Here is an 18393-nt window from a genome sequence, read left to right on the forward strand (position 1 = left end):
GTGTCCAGGATGCCATCGCCCGTCCGGCGCAGTACGCCGGAGGCGGTGTCACGGCGCCCCATGACCGGCGCCCCCGTCACGTCGTACGACATGACAGGGGCGCCGGCGGAACGGGTGGAGCGGGGGTCAGTCCTTGATCTCGCAGATGACGGCACCGGACGAGACCGAGCTGCCGACCTCGGCGGCGAGGCCCTTGACCGTGCCGGCGCGGTGCGCGTTGAGCGGCTGCTCCATCTTCATGGCCTCGAGGACGACGATCAGATCGCCCTCCTTGACCTCCTGGCCCTCCTCCACCGCGATCTTCACGATCGTGCCCTGCATCGGGGAGGCGAGGGTGTCGCCGGAGGCCGCCGAGCCGGACTTCTTCGCCGCGCGGCGCTTGGGCCTGGCGCCCGCGGCGAGTCCGGTACGGGCCAGGCTCATACCGAGCGACGAGGGCAGCGAGACCTCGAGGCGCTTGCCGCCGACCTCGACGACCACGGTCTCGCGGCCGGACTCCTCGTCCGCCTCCGCGGCGGCCGGGGTGGCGAACGCCGGGATCTCGTTGACGAACTCCGTCTCGATCCAGCGGGTGTGGATCCGGAACGGGTCGGAGGTGAACGCCGGGTCGGCGACGACCGCGCGGTGGAACGGGATGGCGGTGGCCATGCCCTCCACGTTGAACTCGGCCAGCGCACGGGCCGCGCGCTGGAGCGCCTGCTCACGCGTCGCACCGGTCACGATCAGCTTCGCCAGCAGCGAGTCCCAGGCGGGGCCGATGACCGAGCCGGACTCGACGCCCGCGTCGAGGCGGACACCGGGACCGCTCGGCGGGGCGAACACGGTGACGGTGCCGGGGGCGGGCAGGAAGCCCCGGCCCGGGTCCTCGCCGTTGATCCGGAACTCGAAGGAGTGACCGCGCACGGCCGGGTCGCCGTAGCCCAGCTCCTCGCCGTCGGCGATGCGGAACATCTCGCGCACGAGGTCGAGACCGGTGACCTCCTCGGTGACCGGGTGCTCGACCTGGAGGCGGGTGTTGACCTCCAGGAAGGAGATCGTGCCGTCCGTGCCGACGAGGAACTCGACCGTGCCGGCGCCGACGTAGCCGGCCTCCTTCAGGATCGCCTTCGACGCCGCGTACAGCTCGGCGTTCTGCGCCTCGGACAGGAACGGCGCGGGGGCCTCCTCGACCAGCTTCTGGTGCCGGCGCTGGAGCGAGCAGTCACGGGTGGAGACGACGACCACGTTGCCGTGGGAGTCGGCCAGGCACTGGGTCTCCACGTGCCGCGGCTTGTCGAGGTAGCGCTCCACGAAGCACTCCCCGCGCCCGAACGCGGCGACGGCCTCACGGACCGCGGAGTCGTACAGCTCCGGGATCTCCTCCAGCGTGCGGGCGACCTTCAGCCCGCGCCCGCCACCACCGAAGGCGGCCTTGATCGCGACCGGCAGCCCGTGCTGCTCGGCGAAGGCGACGACCTCGGCGGAACCCCCGACCGGGTCCGGGGTACCGGCGACCAGCGGCGCACCGGCGCGCTGGGCGATGTGACGGGCGGCGACCTTGTCACCGAGGTCCCGGATCGCCTGCGGCGGCGGACCGATCCACGTCAGACCGGCGTCCAGCACGGCCTGGGCGAACTCGGCGTTCTCCGAGAGGAATCCGTAACCGGGGTGGATCGCGTCCGCCCCGGAGTCCTTGGCAGCCTGGAGCACCTTGGCCATGTCCAGGTAACTGGCGGCCGGGGTGTCACCGCCCAGAGCGAATGCCTCGTCGGCCGCACGCACATGCAGAGCGTCGCGGTCCGGGTCTGCGTAGACGGCCACGCTCCCGATTCCCGCGTCCCGGCAAGCTCGGGCAACACGGACAGCAATTTCGCCACGGTTGGCGATGAGCACCTTGCGCACGATGGCTCCCTCCTTGAAACAAGCTGAGTTTAGGGACTACCGACACGGTCCTACGACCCGTCCCCAATGGTGAGCTTGCCCACACGGAGTGTGATTCGAGGCTTGCTCGAGTCGCGAAATCCCTTGTGGCACCACGGTACGCCGGGAACCATGACCGAACAGTAGCCACGAGGTGTGGTCCAGGTCTCTATCGATACGGGCAGCGAGGCCCGGTGTTTCTTTGTCTGATTCCTACTAACGGCTGCGCGATTCTTTGCCCGACGAACGGCAGCGGGTGCGGCAGGCCCGTCACGGGGCGGGTCGGGGCGCGAAGGTTGCCCAACCTCTTGTACGAAGGTTTACCGCTGAGTAGGGTCCGCGCTATCGCACGTACTGCAGGTAACAGGGGGTGAGCGCGTGACGCGCAGGCCGGTGGCTTTCACGGCCGCGATCGTGCTGTTCGCGGAGGCCGTGGGCATCGTGATCATCAACGGCGTCATGGCGACGTTCGTCAAGAACCAGGACATGTCCCTGGCGGGGATGGATCCCGGCGTCATGGCCAACGGCACCTGGGCGATGGGCGGAGTCTCCGGGCTGCTCCTGCTGCTGTGCGGTGTGCTGCTCCTGCTGACCGGCATCCGTGACCGGGCCCCGGGCCGGATCGCCCGGACCGTCCTCATCTGCTGCGCCGTCGTCCACGGGGTGCTGGGCGCGTTGACGGTGGGGCTGATCGGCTGGAACGCGTTCGCGTTCATGATGGTGGTGCTCGGCCTGATCGTGCTGACGCTGGTGATGTACGGCGCCGACCACGAGGAGCCGGCCGCCGGTGCCGCTGACGAGAAGCCGACGGCCCCGGCCCCGGCCTGACCGGAAGACCCGGCCCGACCGGACGGCGCAACTCCGACCGGATGACCCAGCCCAGGCCTGACCGGACGGCGCGCGCCTGACCGGCCGGTTCGCTCAGACCCACAGGTCGGTGACCGGAATCCCCAGCTCGCCCAGCAGCCGCCGCAGCAGCGGCAGCGAGAGCCCGATGACATTGCCCGGGTCGCCGTCGATGGAGTCCACGAACGGCGCCGAGCGCCCGTCGAGGGTGAACGCGCCCGCCACGTGGAGCGGTTCGCCGGAGGCCACGTAGGCGGCGATCTCGGCGTCCGTCGGCTCACCGAAGCGGACCGTCGTGGACGCGGTCTCGGAGACTGTCCGCCCGGTCGCGGTGTCGGTCAGGCTGTGACCCGTCCGCAGTACTCCGGACCGCCCCCGCATGGACTTCCAGCGGGCCGTGGCCTCCTCGGCGTCGGCCGGCTTGCCGAGCGCCTCGCCGTCGAGTTCGAGCACCGAGTCGCACCCGATGACCAGGGCCCCCGCGACCTCCGGAAGCGCGGCCACGACGGCGGCCTTGGCCTCGGCGAGCACCAGTGCCAGCGCGGCCGGTGTCGGGGCGCTCAGCGCGTCCTCGTCCACCCCGCTGACGATCACCTCGGGCCCGAAGCCGGCCTGCCGGAGCAGACCGAGGCGGGCGGGGGAGGCGGAGGCGAGCACGAGACGGCGGGGAACGAGATCAGTCATGCGCGCCATCGTACAAATCAGCCGGTGCGGGCGGCCCGGCCCCGGGGCCGGGCCCGTCAGCGCGTGCCGAGCACGAACATGGCGACCACCATGGCCAGCGCGAGCACCAGGCCCACGCGCCGCATCATGTCCTGGGCGTCGCGCAGTTCTTTCGGCGGCTTGTTCTCCGGGTCCGACCACAGCATGGTTCCGATCCTGCTGCGAGGACCGCGCCCGCGCCTGAGTACGGGTACTCAGCCGCCCCGCGCCAACGGACCAGATCCGTCCGGTACGCGCCGGAGGCCCGGAACCCCGCGAGCGACGCGAGGGGTCCGGGCCTCCGGTGACGGTCCGCGACTACCCGGGCCAGTACGTGCGCGCCCAGGCGCGCGGCCCCGGCAGATGACGGCCGCGCCGGGCGACCCGGCCCGGGTCGGACCACTGTCCGGGCAGCTCCGGTGCGCCGGACGACACGGCGGACACCGCCGCGGCACGTGCCTGGACGACCGCGAGCGCGGCTGCCAGCTCCTCCGGGGTCGGGTTGCCCCGTACGACCTTGATCATGGCCAGAGCCCTTTCTAGAGAGGGATGTTGCCGTGCTTCTTCGGGGGCAGGGACTCCCGCTTGGTCCGCAGCTGCCGCAGCCCCTTGACCACATGGCCCCGGGTCTCGGACGGCATGATCACCGCGTCCACGTAGCCGCGCTCGGCCGCCACGTACGGGTTGAGCAGCGCGTCCTCGTAGTCCGCGATCAGTTCAGCGCGGGTCGCGTCCTGATCCTCCGCGGCGGCGATCGTGCGGCGGTGCAGGATGTTGACGGCGCCCTGTGCGCCCATGACGGCGATCTGGGCGGTCGGCCAGGCGACGTTGATGTCGGCGCCCAGGTGCTTGGAGCCCATGACGTCGTACGCGCCGCCGAACGCCTTGCGGGTGATCACCGTGATCAGCGGGACCGTGGCCTCCGCGTACGCGTAGATCAGCTTGGCGCCGCGGCGGATGATGCCGCCGTACTCCTGGTCGACGCCGGGCAGGAACCCGGGCACGTCCACGAAGGTCAGCACGGGCACGTTGAAGGCGTCGCAGGTGCGGACGAACCGCGCGGCCTTCTCGCTCGCGTTGATGTCCAGGCAGCCGGCGAACTGCATCGGCTGGTTGGCGACGATGCCGACCGGATAGCCCTCGACCCGGCCGAAGCCGGTGAGGATGTTCGGCGCGAACAGGGCCTGGGTCTCCAGGAACTCGCCGTCGTCCAGCACATGCTCGATCGCGGTGTGCATGTCGTACGGCTGGTTCGCCGAGTCGGGGATGAGCGTGTCCAGCTCGCGGTCCTCGTCGGTGGTTCCCGGATCCGCCGTCTCCGGGAAGGCCGGGGCCTCGGAGAGGTTGTTCGAGGGGAGGTACGAGAGCAGCGACTTGACGTACTCGATGGCGTCCTTCTCGTCGCCCGCCATGTGGTGCGCCACCCCGGAGGTGGTGTTGTGGGTGCGGGCGCCGCCGAGCTCCTCGAAGCCGACGTCCTCGCCGGTGACCGTCTTGATGACGTCGGGCCCGGTGATGAACATGTGCGAGGTCTGGTCGACCATGACCGTGAAGTCGGTGATCGCGGGGGAGTAGACCGCGCCGCCCGCGCACGGTCCGACGATCAGCGAGATCTGCGGGACGACACCCGACGCGTGCACGTTGCGCCGGAAGATCTCAGCGAAGAGCCCCAGCGCCGCCACGCCTTCCTGGATGCGGGCGCCGCCTCCGTCGTTGATGCCGATGACCGGGCAGCCGGTCTTCAGCGCGAAGTCCATCACCTTGACGATCTTCTCACCGTAGACCTCGCCGAGCGAGCCGCCGAAGATGGTGAAGTCCTGCGAGTACACGCAGACGGGGCGGCCGTCGACCGTGCCGTAACCGGTGACGACACCGTCCCCGTACGGGCGGTTCTTCTCGATCCCGAAGTTCGTCGAACGGTGCCGGGCGAATTCGTCGAGCTCCACGAAGGAGCCCTCGTCGAGCAGCAGCTCCACGCGTTCGCGCGCCGTCAGCTTGCCCTTCGCGTGCTGCTTTTCCACCGCGCGCGCGGAACCCGCGTGGGTCGCCTCTTCGGTACGGCGCTGCAGGTCCGCGAGCTTGCCCGCGGTGGTGTGGATGTCGATCTCTTCCGGCTCGGACATCGGGTTGCGGCTCCCTGCCTGGTCACGGGGACGACTGTGCTGCTGATCAGCGGATGAACAGCTACTGCCCCGTAGCGTATCGGCGCGGATACGGTTCGGCAGTGCGTCGTTTGACACACCTAGGGTGGCTTGCATGACACCTTCGGATGCGTCTCACAGCCGTTGGTCGGACCTGGACCGGCCGCCCCTGAACGTTCCCGCGCTGCGGCGCGGTCTGCTCCGGCCGGGCGGGCTGTGGAGCTCCCTCGACGTCGTGGACACCACCGGGTCCACCAACTCCGACCTCGCGCGGCGCGCGGCCGGCCTCACCGAGGGTGCCGTCCTGGTCGCCGAGGAGCAGACCGCCGGACGGGGGCGCCTCGACCGGACCTGGTCCGCCCCGGCCCGCTCGGGCCTGTTCCTCTCCGTCTACCTGACCCCCGGCGCCGTACCGGCACAGCGGTGGGGCTGGCTGCCGCTGCTCACCGGTGTCGCGGTGGCGGCCGGCCTGGAGCGGTCGGCGGGCGTCGACACGGCACTGAAGTGGCCCAACGACCTGCTGGTCACGGTCGGCGGCGAGGAGCGCAAGACGGGCGGCATCCTGGCCGAACGGGCCGGGGACGGCGTCGTCATCGGCATCGGCCTCAACGTCTCCCTGCGCGCGGACGAGCTGCCCGCCCCCACGGCCGCCTCGCTCGCCCTGGCCGGGGCGGTCTCCACGGACCGCGAGACGCTGCTCAGGGGCGTGCTGCGGTCGCTGGAGCACTGGTACGGGGCGTGGCGCGCGGCGGACGGCGACGCGGCCGTGAGCGGCCTGCGGGAGGCGTACGCGGCGAACTGCGCGACGCTCGGGCGGACGGTACGGGCCCAGCTGCCGGGCGACCGCACGCTCACCGGGGAGGCGGTGGCCATCGACGGGGACGGGCGGCTGGTCCTGTCGACCGGCGACGGCCTCCAGGAGCCGGTGTCGGCGGGCGACATCGTGCATCTGAGGGGGGTCGGGGGCGGTCTGACCTGAGCGGCGCGCCCGGCGCGGGGCGCGCCGACGGCCGGAGGCGTCCGGCCGCCGGACCGCCCTCGGACACCCGACCGGATATTTCCCGGCCCGCCCGGCATCCGGTTGACCTGAGGACGTGAGGTAGGGCACACCTGCCGTATCGTTGAGGCGATCCACCGACAGATCGGCAGGGCAGTGCGCAGGGAACGGGCAGGAGGCGGCTGGTGACCGTCGACGACACGAACTCCGGAGCGGGCGCGGAGCCCCCGTCGGACCCATCGGTGCACGCGACACCGCATCACGAAGTCGACCACACGGCCGAGCCGACCGACGACCCCCTCGCGATCAGGCTGGAAGCGCTGATCCTGGGCGCCGACCGGCGCTACACCCCGTTCCAGGCCGCCCGGACCGCGGGCGTCTCCATGGACCTGGCGTCCCGGTTCTGGCGGGCCATGGGCTTCGCCGACATCGGTCAGGCCAAGGCGCTGACCGAGGCGGACGTGCTGGCGCTGCGGCGGCTGTCCGGTCTGGTCGAGGCCGGGCTGCTCAGCGAGCCGATGGCGATCCAGGTGGCCCGGTCGACCGGGCAGACCACCGCCCGGCTGGCGGAGTGGCAGATCGACTCGTTCCTGGAGGGGCTGACCGAGCCGCCCGAGCCCGGAATGACCCGTACCGAGGTCACGTACCCCCTGATCGAACTGCTCCTGCCGGAGCTGGAGGAGTTCCTGGTCTACGTGTGGCGGCGCCAGCTCGCCGCCGCCACCGGCCGGGTCGTACAGGCCGCGGACGACGACGAGATGGTCGACCGGCGGCTCGCCGTCGGCTTCGCCGACCTCGTCGGGTTCACCCGGCTCACCCGCCGCCTGGAGGAGGAGGAGCTCGGCGAGCTCGTCGAGTCCTTCGAGACCACCTGCGCCGACCTGGTCGCCGCGCACGGCGGCCGGCTCATCAAGACCCTCGGCGACGAGGTGCTCTTCGCCGCCGACGACGCGGGCACCGCTGCCGAGATCGCGCTGCGCCTCGTCGAGGCGATGGCCCTGGACGAGACGATGCCGGCGCTGCGCGTCGGTATCGCGTTCGGCACGGTCACCACCCGGATGGGCGATGTGTTCGGCACCACGGTGAACCTCGCCAGCCGGCTCACCTCGATAGCGCCGAAGGACGCCGTCCTGGTGGACGGGGCGTTCGCCGAGGAGCTGATCCGTACCGGCGACGCGCCCGCGTCCGAGGCCCGGGCCGCCGAGGAGGCCGCGGCCGCCGCCGAGCTGGCCGAGAAGGCGGGCGCGGGCGGCGCGGAGCCGAGGCCCGTGCCCAGGTACCGCTACGGGCTCCAGCCGATGTGGCAGCGCCCGGTGCGTGGCCTCGGCATCGTCGAGCCGTGGCTGCTGGCCCGCCGCGGCACCTCCTGAGAAGCTCCGCCCCGCCCCTGACCGGCTTCCCCGGGAGCGCTCTAGGATCCCTCCGGTAACGCTCGTTAACCGACAGGGGTGCAGTCATGACCGTCACGTCCGAGCAGCGGTTCGGGGAGTTCGTCGCCGTACGGGGCCACGAGGGCCTGGAACACGTCGCCGAGCTGGTCCTCGACCGGCCGCGGGCCATGAACGCGGTGTCCACGGACATGGCCCGCTCGATCGCCGCCGCCTGCGCCGCGCTGGCCGCCGACCCGGACGTACGGGTCACCGTCCTCACCTCCAGCCATGAACGGGCCTTCTGCGTGGGGGCGGACCTCAAGGAGCGGAACTCCTTCACCGATGCCGATCTGGTGCGCCAGCGGCCCACCGCACGCGCCGCCTACACCGGTGTGCTCGAACTGCCCATGCCGACGATCGCCGCCGTGCACGGCTTCGCGCTCGGCGGCGGATTCGAGCTGGCCCTGTCGTGCGATCTGATCGTCGCCGACCGGACCGCCCTGGTGGGCCTGCCCGAGGTCTCGGTCGGGGTCATCCCGGGCGGCGGCGGCACCCAGCTGCTGCCGCGCCGGGTCGGGGCGGCGCGCGCCGCGGAGCTGATCTTCACCGCGCGCCGGGTGGAGGCTGCCGAGGCCCGGGAGCTGGGGCTGGTCGACGAGCTGGTGGCGGAGGGCGAGGACCGGTCCGAGGCGCTGGCGCTCGCCGGCCGGATCGCGGGCAACTCCCCGGTGGGGCTGCGGGCGGCCAAGCGGGCGCTGCGGCTGGGGCACGGGCTCGATCTGCGGGCCGGCCTGGAGGTGGAGGACTCGGCGTGGCGGTCGGTGGCCTTCTCCGGCGACCGGGCGGAGGGTGTGGCCGCGTTCAACGAGAAGCGGAAGCCGAACTGGCCCGGGGAGTGACGCGGGGCGGCATCGGGTGACCGTGTGACAGCGCAACGAGGATGGCCAAAGCAGCAAAATGATCAAAGCACCACAAATCAACATAGGCTGTAGCGATGGGTGGTGATGATGCGCGGCTGCGGGCCGTGGTTTCGCTTGCGCAGGCGATGGCGGCGGCGCACACCCCGCGGGGGTGCTGGCGAGCGGCCGCGCTGGGGGCGTGCGAGGCGTTGGGCGGCAGCTTTGCCGCGCTGTCGGTCTGGGAGCGCGGGCGCGGGCGGCTGCGGGTCCTGGTGAACGCGGGCGAGCGGGCCGAGGGGGAGGAGGAGTTCCCCGACGAGGAGACGTACCCGGTGCATCAGTTCCCGGAGATCACCGAGTTCCTCCATGAGCGGTGGGCCGGGGGCGGTGAGCCGGACGCCTGGGTGGAGACCGCCGAGGGCCCGCTGGAGCCGGAGCCCGCGGGCGACGGGCGGGGGGCCGGGGCGGCGGGTGCGCACGGTTACGGGCGCGGCTACTGCCATCAGCGGGTGGCGTCCCTGCGCCGGCGCGGGCGCGGCTGCTGTGTGGTCGCGCCGATCGTGCTGCACGGGCGGGCCTGGGGTGAGCTCTATGTGGCGCGTCCGGCGGGGGAGCCGGTGTTCGGGCGCCGGGACGCGGACTTCGCGACCGTGCTGGCCGCCGTCGTGGCTGCCGGGATCTCCCAGACGGAGCGCCTGGAGGAGGTGCGCAAGCTCGCCTTCACCGACCCGCTGACCGGCCTCGCCAACCGCCGGGCCGTCGACATGCGGCTGGACGAGGCGGTGGAGCGGCACCGGGTGGACGGTTCGGTGGTCAGCCTGGTCGTCTGCGATCTGAACGGGCTGAAGTGGGTCAACGACACCCATGGCCACGCGGTCGGCGACCGTCTGCTGGAACGTTTCGGCTCGGTGCTGTCCCGGTGTGGCGCGATGCTGCCCGGTGCGCTGTCGGCCCGGCTCGGCGGGGACGAGTTCTGTCTGCTGGCCTTGGGTCCGGGGGCGGACGAGGTGGTCGAGGTGGCCACCGAGCTCTGCGGGCGGGCGGCCGAGCTGGAGTTCGGCAACGGGGTCGCGTGCGGGATCGCCTCCACCGGCGACCCGATCGGCCCGGTGGTCTCCGCGCGGCGGCTGTTCCGGCTCGCGGACGCCGCCCAGTATCGGGCGAAGGCGGCCCGGTCACTGAAACCCGTGGTGGCGGGGCGCGACGGCGAGGTGCTCCGGCTGGCAGACTCCCCGCCCAAACCCGCCCACGACCGTCGCCGGCTGCGCGGAAACCGTCCCTGAGCCGTGCGGTGACCTTCTCTGGGCCGCGCGGTGACCTTCCCTGAGCCGCGCCGTCCGATCGGTAAGGGGTCAACCGGGCGACCACTAGTGACATGAAGAGATTCAATCCGTACGCTTCTGAATATGGATATGCATACAGTCGTGGTGGGGACGTCCGGTACCACTGCTCAGGACGTCATCGCCGTGGCCCGCGGCAACGCCCGTGTCGAGCTCTCCGCGGCCGCGGTGGACGCTCTCGCCGCGGCCCGTGAGGTCATCGACGCGCTCGCCGCCAAGCCCGAGCCGGTCTACGGCGTCTCCACCGGCTTCGGGGCACTGGCCAGCCGCCACATCAGCCCGGAGCTCCGCGCGCAGCTCCAGCGCAACATCGTCCGTTCGCACGCCGCCGGCATGGGCCCGCGGGTCGAGCGCGAGGTCGTCAGGGCGCTGATGTTCCTCCGGCTGAAGACGGTCGCCTCCGGCCACACCGGCGTGCGGCCCGAGATCGCGCAGACCATGGCCGACGTCCTGAACGCCGGGATCACTCCCGTTGTCCACGAGTACGGCTCGCTCGGCTGCTCGGGCGACCTGGCCCCGCTCTCGCACTGCGCGCTGACCCTGATGGGCGAGGGCGACGCGGAGGGCCCCGACGGCACCGTGCGCCCCGCCGGTGAGCTCCTCGCCGCCCACGGCATCACCCCGGTCGAGCTGCGCGAGAAGGAGGGCCTCGCCCTCCTCAACGGCACCGACGGCATGCTCGGCATGCTCGTGATGGCCATCGCCGACCTCCAGAACCTCTACACCTCGGCGGACATCACCGCGGCCCTCTCGCTGGAGGCCCTGCTCGGCACGGACAAGGTCCTCGCCCCCGAGCTGCACGCCATCCGCCCGCACCCCGGCCAGGGCGTCAGCGCCGACAACATGCTGCGGGTGCTCGCCGGATCGGGGCTCACCGGTCACCATCAGGACGACGCCCCGCGCGTCCAGGACGCCTACTCCGTGCGGTGCGCACCGCAGGTCAACGGCGCGGGCCGCGACACCCTCGCCCACGCCCGGCTCGTCGCCGACCGCGAACTGGCCGCCGCCGTGGACAACCCGGTGGTGCTGTCCGACGGCAGGGTCGAGTCCAACGGGAACTTCCACGGCGCCCCGGTCGCGTACGTCCTGGACTTCCTGGCGATCGCCGCGGCCGACCTCGGCTCGATCACCGAGCGCCGGACCGACCGGCTGCTGGACAAGAACCGTTCGCACGGGCTGCCGCCGTTCCTCGCGGACGACGCGGGTGTCGACTCCGGCCTGATGATCGCCCAGTACACCCAGGCCGCCCTGGTCAGCGAGATGAAGCGGCTCGCCGTCCCGGCGTCGGCGGACTCGATCCCGTCCTCCGCGATGCAGGAGGACCACGTCTCCATGGGCTGGTCGGCCGCGCGCAAGCTCCGTACCGCCGTCGAGAACCTCGCCCGGATCGTCGCCGTCGAGCTGTACGCGGCGACCCGCGCGATCGAACTGCGTGCCGCGCAGGGGCTGACCCCGGCGCCCGCCTCACTGGCGGCCGTCGAGGCGCTGCGCGCGGCGGGCGTGGAGGGCCCGGGCCCGGACCGCTTCCTGTCGCCCGACCTGGCCGCCGCGGACGCCTTCGTGCGCGCGGGCGCGCTGGTCGCGGCGGTGGAACCGGTGACGGGCCGACTCGCCTGACCAGGGCCCTGGTTCGGCGACGTACGCGCGCGATGACGTAGGCGCTCAGACGCTCAGTGGCGTACGCGTTCGGTGAGGGTGTGCGAGTTCAGTGACGTACGGGGAAGCGGTCACCGGGCGGACCCGGTGACCGCTTCCTCGTCACGGTCGGTGCGTCGGCAGCGGGCCGGTGCGGTGGGCGGAGTGGACGACGAAGCCCGCACCGATGCCCAGGAACGCCATGCCCCCGATCAGGTACGGGGTCGTGTCGATCCCGGTCCCGGTGTCGGCGAGCGTCGCGCCGTCCGTGCCGGTTCCGGTGAGGGCGGAAGTCCGCCCCGGTGTGCCCTGGGTGGTGCCCGTGTTACCGGTCGCGTTGGCCGTTGGGACGAACCAGAGGGCGCACAGCAGCGTTCCCGCAGCGGTGGCGGTCAGGAGCGGGCGGCGGGTGATGGCCACAGAATCTATCCCCCTTGTGACAGCCGTGAGTTAGGCCTGGGACCGATGCTAGTGAAAGCAGCGGGTCGCAGGAAAGCCGCAGCGGCCGGGAGCTTACGCTCCGGCACATGAGCACTTCTGAGACATCACGTTATGTTCGACTTCGCGTGGAAATGGTGTTGGAGATCACGGACGCCGAGGCCCTGAGCGGGACCGCTCTGGAGAGCCTCGCGGCCGAGTACGGGGAGCCAGGCGGCGATTCCGCCGAGGAGCGCACGCATGCCGAGAACGCGGTCAGGGAAGACGGTGCGGAGGCCCTCGCCTCGCTGATCGACCCGTTCGACCTGGTGAGCGAGGTGCCCGGGGTCGAGCTGACCCAGGCCTCCTGGACCAGCGAGAGCATCGCCTACGACCCGCAGGACCCGGACGGATGGGACCTCGACGACGGCGATGACGAGGACGACGGCGACGAGCACGGTGCCGGCGTCCCGCACAATGGGGAGGAGAACGACGACGACGGCAGTGCGGAGCGGCGGGCGTAACAGGTGGAGGATCACCGGCCCCGGCCCGCTCGCAGCGGGCCGGGGCCGGTGTGCGTGACAGCCGGCGGACCGGGTCGTGCAACAGCCGCACAACCGGGTCGGACACCGACGGCACCCATGTGGTGGACCACGGGAACCACCGCTGTTTCCACCGCGTCGATGAGTGGTGTTCCCCACATCTCCCGCAGATGTGGAACTGGCAGCCCTTTCAGAGGGTTCTTGGAGCATTGACGGGGTATCGCCGGTCGACGGCCGGGCTCGGGGTTTTGGGGATTTCGGCAACGATGGAGAAGCGTGTGATGACGGACAGCAAGCGGCGCAAGGGTCTTATGGCCGCGTCCGCACTGCTCGGCGGCGTGCTGGTGCTTTCGGCCTGCAGCGACGGCGGCGACAAGGGCGGTTCCAGCCCCGACAGCTCGAAGACGTCACAGGCTGCCGAGGTCGACAAAGCGGCGGCCGAGGAAACCTCGGAAGCCCAGATAGCGATCGCGCCGAAGAACGGTGCGACCAACGCGAGCATCAACAACGACGCGAAGGTCTCCGTCGCCAAGGGCAAGCTGACGGACGTCACGATGACCACGACGGCCGGTGCCGCGGTCAAGGGCACCCTCGCGGCCGACGGCACCAGTTGGACGCCGGACGCCCAGCTGGAGCGCTCGACCACGTACAAGATCAGCGCCACGGCGAAGGACTCGAAGGGCCGCGAGGCGCACGAGAACAGCTCCTTCACCACCGTGTCGCCTGCCAACAGCTTCATCGGGAACTTCACCCCCGAGGACGGCTCCACCGTCGGCGTCGGCATGCCCGTCTCGATCAACTTCAACAAGGCGATCACGGACAAGAAGGCAGTCCAGGACGGCATCACGGTCACGTCCAGCAGCGGCCAGCAGGTCGTCGGCCACTGGTTCAACGCGCAGCGTCTGGACCTGCGCCCCGAGAACTACTGGCAGGGCGGCTCCACCGTCACGCTGAAGCTGGCGCTGGACGGCGTCGAGGGCGCGGACGGCGTCTTCGGTGTGCAGCAGAAGACGGTCACCTTCAAGGTCGGCCGCAACCAGGTCTCGACCGTGGACGCCAAGACGCACATGATGACCGTCACCCAGAACGGGAAGACGATCAAGACCATCCCGATCTCCGCCGGTTCCTCGGACAACCCGACGTACAACGGCCAGATGGTGATCTCCGAGAAGTTCAAGGAGACCCGGATGGACGGTGCGACGGTCGGCTTCACCGACGACGACGGCAAGGGCGAGTACGACATCAAGGACGTGCCGCACGCCATGCGGCTGTCCACGTCGGGCACCTTCATCCACGGCAACTACTGGGGTGCCAAGTCGATCTTCGGCAGCGCCAACACCAGCCACGGCTGTGTCGGTCTCTCCGACACGAAGGGTGCGGGTGACGCCGGTCAGCCCGGCGCCTGGTTCTACAACAACTCCATCGTCGGTGACGTGGTCATCATCAAGAACTCCCCGGACAAGACCATCCAGCCCGACAACGGACTCAACGGCTGGAACATGAGCTGGGCCCAGTGGCAGGCCCCCGCGGCCTGACCCGACGTCCTCCTCGCCCCGGCAGGACCTCGATCGGCCCCAAGTCCCTTACCGCAGGCGGCGGCACCGGATCCGCACGGATCCCGGTGCCGCCGCCTGCGGCGTTCCCGGGCGTTCTCATCCGGATCTCATGGTGGCCTTAACCCACCATCACAACCGGTTCATAACCTCGCGCCATGTTCTTCACCTACCTCCGGCGCGAGCTGCGCCGCCGCAGAAAGGCGGCGCTCGTCGTCGCCTCGGGCCTCGGCCTCGGCATCGCGCTGGTCATCATCGTCAGCTCGGTCTCCTCGGGCATGAGCAAGGCCCAGGACAAGGTCCTGGAATCGCTGTACGGCCTCGGCACCGACATGACCGTCACCAAGGCCGCCGCGGCTCCGGGCTCCGGCACGGAGCGGCCCAGGTTCGAGTTCGACGCCAAGGACAGCGGTGACGACTCGACCCAGAGCACGGACCGGGTCATGGTCCAGGGCTTCCAGACACTGGCCGCCACCACCGTCGCCGAGGTGGACCAGCAGGACGGCGTCGCCGACGCCGTCGGCGGACTGAGCGTGACCGTGATGAAGGTGGACGGCCAGTTCAAGCGCGGTGAGTTCAAGCAGCAGGGCGGCACGGCCGAGAGCGGCCGCGGCGGCCCCGGAGGCAGCGGCGTGCCGCAGGGCGAGGTCAAGGGCGGCGGCGCCTCCTTCGACGTCAACTCCTACACGGTCTACGGCACCGACGTCACCAAGCAGGACCTGGGCCCGCTGACCTCGTCGAAGATCACCGCGGGACGGACGTTCAGGACCACCGAGACCAACGGCAAGGTGGCCGTCGTCGACGCCGCGTACGCCAAGGAGAAGAAGCTCACCGTCGGCAAGACGGTGACCGTCCACGGCACCGAGTTCACGATCGTCGGCGTCTCGACGGCCGACAGCGGCGACGCCGCCGCCAACCTCTACATCCCGCTCCAGCGGGCGCAGACCCTCGCCGACGCGAAGAACAAGGTCACCACGGTCTATGTGAAGGCCGCGGACTCGCAGCAGATCGACAGCGTCAAGTCCACGATCCAGAAGAACATCCCGGGCACCACCGTCACCACCTCCGCCGACCTCGCCGACACCGTCTCCGGCTCCCTGTCCACCGCGTCCGACCTGGCCTCCAGCGTCGGCAAGTGGCTCTCCGTCGCCGTGCTGATCGCCGCCTTCCTGGTGGCCGGCCTGCTCACCTCGTCCGCGGTCAGCCGCCGGGTCCGGGAGTTCGGCACCCTCAAGGCGCTCGGCTGGAAGAGCGGCCGGGTCACCCGCCAGGTCGTCGGCGAGGCCCTCGTCAACGGACTGATGGGCGGCGTCCTCGGCATCGCGGTCGGGCTCGGCGGCGCGTACGTCGTCACCGCGATCAGCCCCACCCTCACCGCTCAACTCGGCTCCTCGGGCGGTCCGTCGGGCGGCGGAATGCGCGGCGGCATGATGGGCGGCGGCCCCGGCAGGCAGAGCGCCTCCAAGGCCCTCGACATCGCGCTGACCGCGCCCGTCTCCCTCTCGATCATCCTGATCGCCGTCGGCCTGGCCGTGGCGGGCGGGCTGATCGCGGGCGCCTTCGGTGGCTGGCGCGCATCCCGGCTGCGCCCCGCGGACGCCCTGCGCCGCGTCGAGTAACCCGTTGCGGGACACCCGGCGCCCGGGTGCCCCGGCCCCCGTCCCCCTCCGTGATCCCGGGATCCGCTCACCCCTTCACCGGTCCTCGCGATCACCGTCCAGCAGGAGTTGACCCATGTACACGCTTCAAGGCGTCACCAAGCGCTACACGCGCGGCAAGTCCACCGTTCACGCACTCGCCGGCGTCGATCTGACCATCGAGGACGGCGGCCGGCTCGTCATCCAGGGCCCCACCGGCGGCGGCAAGTCCACCCTGCTCCAGATGCTCGGCGGCCTGGACCGCCCCACGGCCGGCAGCGTCGAACTCGACGGGGTCGACCTCGCGAAGCTCAGCGAGGCCAAGCTCACCAAGGTGCGCGCGAAGAACATCGGGTTCGTCTTCCAGAGCTTCAACCTCATCCCGACGCTCACCGCCCAGGAGAACGTCGAGACGGCCCTCGTACCCCTCGGCGGCAAGGCGTCCGAGCGGCGCAGACGGGCGGCCGAGGCGCTCGACTCGGTCGGTCTCGGCGAGCGGCTCGGGCATCTCCCCGGCGAGATGTCCGGCGGCCAGCAGCAGCGGGTGGCGATAGCCAGGGCGCTGGTCAAGCAGCCCAAGGTGCTGCTCGCCGACGAACCGACCGGCAACCTCGACGAGTCCATGCGCGACGAGATCATGGAGGTGCTGGAGACCATGTGGAAGGAGCACGGGCTCACCTTCGTCATGGTCACCCACGACAGCGCGATCGCCCGCAGGGCCCCGCGGCTGGCGACCATCCGCAAGGGCAAGGTCACCATCACGGAGAACGCGGCGGCCTGAACGGGTCGCGCACGTATCGCCGCCACCGTCGCTGGTACCTCTACCGCTACCGTTCCGCCACTGTCGCCGCTACCGCCGTCCGCGGGCCCGCACCAGGGTTCGCGGGCGGCGTCGCGGGTTCCCCCGCCGCCCGGCCCGCTCACGCCCGCGCCCCGGTCGAGGCCGCGCCCCGGTCGAGGCCGCGCCCCGGTCGAGGTCAGGCCCCGGTCGAGGTCAGGCCCCGGTTCGAGGGCCGCTCAGGCCGTGGCTCAGGCCGCTCGTCCGGCGGCGGCCCGGCGGTTCGCCACGAGATCGGTACGGCGGACCTGGCGCACCCCGACCGGGTCGGTGTACGGGCCGGCGTAGGGATCGCCCTCCTCGCAGCCCCGCGGAACAGGACCGGGGCCGTCGTCGGTACGGGCGAGGCGGGCGCGCAGCCCGTACCAGGGCTGGAGCGGCAGCCAGCACAGGCCGTGCAGCCAGCGCCGCACCAGCTGTCCCGGCCCCGGGCGTCCGCCGTCCGGCAGGCTCACCACCCGTATGCCCATGATCAGCTTGCCGGCGCCCCCGCCGACGAGCGCGGTGAGCACCACCTGGTTGAGGAAGGAGAGGGCGAGCACCGGCCCGAGCAGCAGCGCGACGCCCTTCGGGAAGGGCGTCGCCTCCACGTGCGGCCGGGCCAGCAACCCGGCGGCGACCAGGCAGAGATAGCAGTCGAGCCCCACGGCGAGATAGCGGCGCATCTCCCCGGCCCGCGGCGGTGTGCGCTGCCCGGACCGCCCTGTCCGGCCGGGTAGGTGCGGGGGTCTCGGCTGCCCGTGTCGGGGCAACGGATTTCCGGCCAACGGCGTTGACCCGTAAGGCCCGTGAGGATTCCGGACGCTACGGTTCCCCACGTTCCCCCGTGATGTCTTCATGAGCGCATCATGTCGGAATCACCTGTCACCGCGGGCCTGGTCCGCGCGGTGTGTCCCGCCTTACCTCCGGGGTAATCGACGCCCCTCGCGGCCCCCGGCAGCATGGGGTGCACCAGCGGACGGAAGAACCGGAGGACGTGACATGACCGCGTACGCGATCGCCCACCTGCAGCCCGAGGGCCCGCCCAACGAGGAGGTGATCGAGTACATCGAGCGCATCCAGTCGACGATGGACCCGCACGGGGGCCGGTTCCTGGTGCACAACACCCCGGTCGAGGTCATGGAGGGCGGCTGGCCCGGCGCCGTCGTCGTCCTGGAGTTCCCCACGATCGAGGCCGCCCGCACCTGGTTCGCCTCGCCCGCCTACCAGGAGCTGGCACCGCTGCGGACCCGGAACATGGCGGGCGACGTGGTGCTCGTGGACGGCGTCGCCCGCGACTACGACGCCGCGGCGACCGCCGCGGCCATACGTGCCGAGGCGCTCCGGTCCGGCTGAGTCGCATCGCCCCGAGCCTCCTGCCGGGAGCCCTCGTCCTGTCATCGGCCGAGGGCTGGGGCTGCCGCGCCGCCCGCGCGAGCCCCGAGGGCCGCGCATCCGGCCTCACACCGGCAGTCGACGCACTGTGAGGTTCACCACTTCGAGGGGTGTCCGGGCATACGACCCAACCCGGTCGTTCTGCCCGGAACCGTTCTGGGGCAAGGCTTCCAGGGTCGGCCGGTCCGCTATTCGGCCGGATT

At 71.4% G+C, this 18393-nt stretch carries 18 protein-coding genes; 11 read left to right on the forward strand and 7 right to left on the reverse strand.

Going from position 1 to position 18393, the window contains the following annotated elements; all coding sequences use genetic code 11:
• Window positions 1-126: 126 nt before the first annotated feature.
• The gene (locus FHX80_RS18950) at window positions 127-1881 is read right to left on the reverse strand and encodes an ATP-binding protein (RefSeq protein ID WP_145765260.1); all 1755 of its coding nucleotides are present in this window, start codon (window positions 1879-1881) and stop codon (window positions 127-129) included.
• A 396-nt stretch (window positions 1882-2277) separates the two neighbouring features.
• On the opposite strand from FHX80_RS18950, the gene FHX80_RS18955 reads away from it, so the two are divergent.
• On the forward strand, window positions 2278-2727 hold the full coding sequence (locus FHX80_RS18955; protein ID WP_145765261.1) for a hypothetical protein: 450 nt from the start codon (window positions 2278-2280) through the stop codon (window positions 2725-2727).
• A gap of 93 nt (window positions 2728-2820) precedes the next feature.
• Here FHX80_RS18955 and FHX80_RS18960 read toward each other — a convergent pair whose 3' ends face one another.
• The 4 genes from FHX80_RS18960 to FHX80_RS18970 all read right to left on the reverse strand — a co-directional run bounded on the left by FHX80_RS18960 (window position 2821) and on the right by FHX80_RS18970 (window position 5570).
• Entirely contained in the window at window positions 2821-3438 is a 618-nt protein-coding gene (locus FHX80_RS18960) for a Maf family protein (protein ID WP_145765262.1), read from the reverse strand.
• A gap of 47 nt (window positions 3439-3485) precedes the next feature.
• Window positions 3486-3614, reverse strand: a complete 129-nt coding sequence (gene mmpB, locus FHX80_RS36405) for a morphogenic membrane protein MmpB (protein WP_280118751.1) — start codon at window positions 3612-3614, stop codon at window positions 3486-3488.
• A 151-nt stretch (window positions 3615-3765) separates the two neighbouring features.
• Window positions 3766-3972: an acyl-CoA carboxylase subunit epsilon gene (locus FHX80_RS18965; RefSeq protein WP_145765263.1), complete on the reverse strand. Its 207-nt coding sequence runs from the start codon at window positions 3970-3972 to the stop codon at window positions 3766-3768.
• 14 nt (window positions 3973-3986) lie between these two features.
• A complete protein-coding gene (locus FHX80_RS18970; RefSeq protein WP_145765264.1) occupies window positions 3987-5570 on the reverse strand; it encodes an acyl-CoA carboxylase subunit beta in 1584 nt (527 codons plus the stop codon).
• Window positions 5571-5703: 133 nt separating this feature from the next.
• Here FHX80_RS18970 and FHX80_RS18975 point away from each other — a divergent pair, with 133 nt between their 5' ends.
• From FHX80_RS18975 to hutH, 5 genes are all read left to right on the forward strand, one after another.
• Complete coding sequence (locus FHX80_RS18975) at window positions 5704-6567, forward strand: biotin--[acetyl-CoA-carboxylase] ligase (protein ID WP_145765265.1); 864 nt, start codon at window positions 5704-5706, stop codon at window positions 6565-6567.
• 203 nt (window positions 6568-6770) lie between these two features.
• The gene (locus FHX80_RS18980; RefSeq protein ID WP_145765266.1) at window positions 6771-7955 is read left to right on the forward strand and encodes an adenylate/guanylate cyclase domain-containing protein; all 1185 of its coding nucleotides are present in this window, start codon (window positions 6771-6773) and stop codon (window positions 7953-7955) included.
• 86 nt (window positions 7956-8041) lie between these two features.
• Window positions 8042-8854 carry an enoyl-CoA hydratase/isomerase family protein gene (locus tag FHX80_RS18985; RefSeq protein ID WP_145765267.1) on the forward strand — a complete coding sequence of 271 codons (813 nt, stop codon included), beginning with the start codon at window positions 8042-8044 and terminating at the stop codon, window positions 8852-8854.
• Window positions 8855-8949: 95 nt separating this feature from the next.
• Window positions 8950-10137: a GGDEF domain-containing protein gene (locus tag FHX80_RS18990; RefSeq protein ID WP_145765268.1), complete on the forward strand. Its 1188-nt coding sequence runs from the start codon at window positions 8950-8952 to the stop codon at window positions 10135-10137.
• A 123-nt stretch (window positions 10138-10260) separates the two neighbouring features.
• Complete coding sequence (gene hutH / locus FHX80_RS18995) at window positions 10261-11811, forward strand: histidine ammonia-lyase (protein ID WP_145765269.1); 1551 nt, start codon at window positions 10261-10263, stop codon at window positions 11809-11811.
• A gap of 141 nt (window positions 11812-11952) precedes the next feature.
• On the opposite strand, the gene FHX80_RS19000 is transcribed toward hutH, so the two are convergent.
• The gene (locus tag FHX80_RS19000) at window positions 11953-12249 is read right to left on the reverse strand and encodes a hypothetical protein (RefSeq protein ID WP_145765270.1); all 297 of its coding nucleotides are present in this window, start codon (window positions 12247-12249) and stop codon (window positions 11953-11955) included.
• Between the two features lie 107 nt (window positions 12250-12356).
• Between FHX80_RS19000 and FHX80_RS19005 the strand changes: the two genes are divergently transcribed.
• The 4 genes from FHX80_RS19005 (at window position 12357) to FHX80_RS19020 (ending at window position 16759) form a co-directional block, all read left to right on the forward strand.
• Window positions 12357-12770, forward strand: coding sequence for a hypothetical protein (locus tag FHX80_RS19005; RefSeq protein ID WP_244318328.1), 414 nt, complete (start codon window positions 12357-12359; stop codon window positions 12768-12770).
• Window positions 12771-13054: 284 nt separating this feature from the next.
• Entirely contained in the window at window positions 13055-14323 is a 1269-nt protein-coding gene (locus tag FHX80_RS19010; RefSeq protein WP_145765272.1) for a L,D-transpeptidase, read from the forward strand.
• Between the two features lie 176 nt (window positions 14324-14499).
• Window positions 14500-15960, forward strand: coding sequence for an ABC transporter permease (locus FHX80_RS19015; protein ID WP_145765273.1), 1461 nt, complete (start codon window positions 14500-14502; stop codon window positions 15958-15960).
• 115 nt (window positions 15961-16075) lie between these two features.
• Complete coding sequence (locus FHX80_RS19020) at window positions 16076-16759, forward strand: ABC transporter ATP-binding protein (protein WP_145765274.1); 684 nt, start codon at window positions 16076-16078, stop codon at window positions 16757-16759.
• 248 nt (window positions 16760-17007) lie between these two features.
• On the opposite strand, the gene FHX80_RS19025 is transcribed toward FHX80_RS19020, so the two are convergent.
• Window positions 17008-17481 (reverse strand): RDD family protein, encoded by a 474-nt coding sequence (locus FHX80_RS19025; protein WP_145765275.1) that lies wholly within the window; start codon window positions 17479-17481, stop codon window positions 17008-17010.
• A 316-nt stretch (window positions 17482-17797) separates the two neighbouring features.
• Between FHX80_RS19025 and FHX80_RS19030 the strand changes: the two genes are divergently transcribed.
• Window positions 17798-18151 carry a DUF1330 domain-containing protein gene (locus FHX80_RS19030; RefSeq protein WP_145765276.1) on the forward strand — a complete coding sequence of 118 codons (354 nt, stop codon included), beginning with the start codon at window positions 17798-17800 and terminating at the stop codon, window positions 18149-18151.
• Window positions 18152-18393 lie beyond the last annotated feature (242 nt).

This window comes from Streptomyces brevispora (assembly GCF_007829885.1).
Classification (GTDB): domain Bacteria; phylum Actinomycetota; class Actinomycetes; order Streptomycetales; family Streptomycetaceae; genus Streptomyces; species Streptomyces brevispora.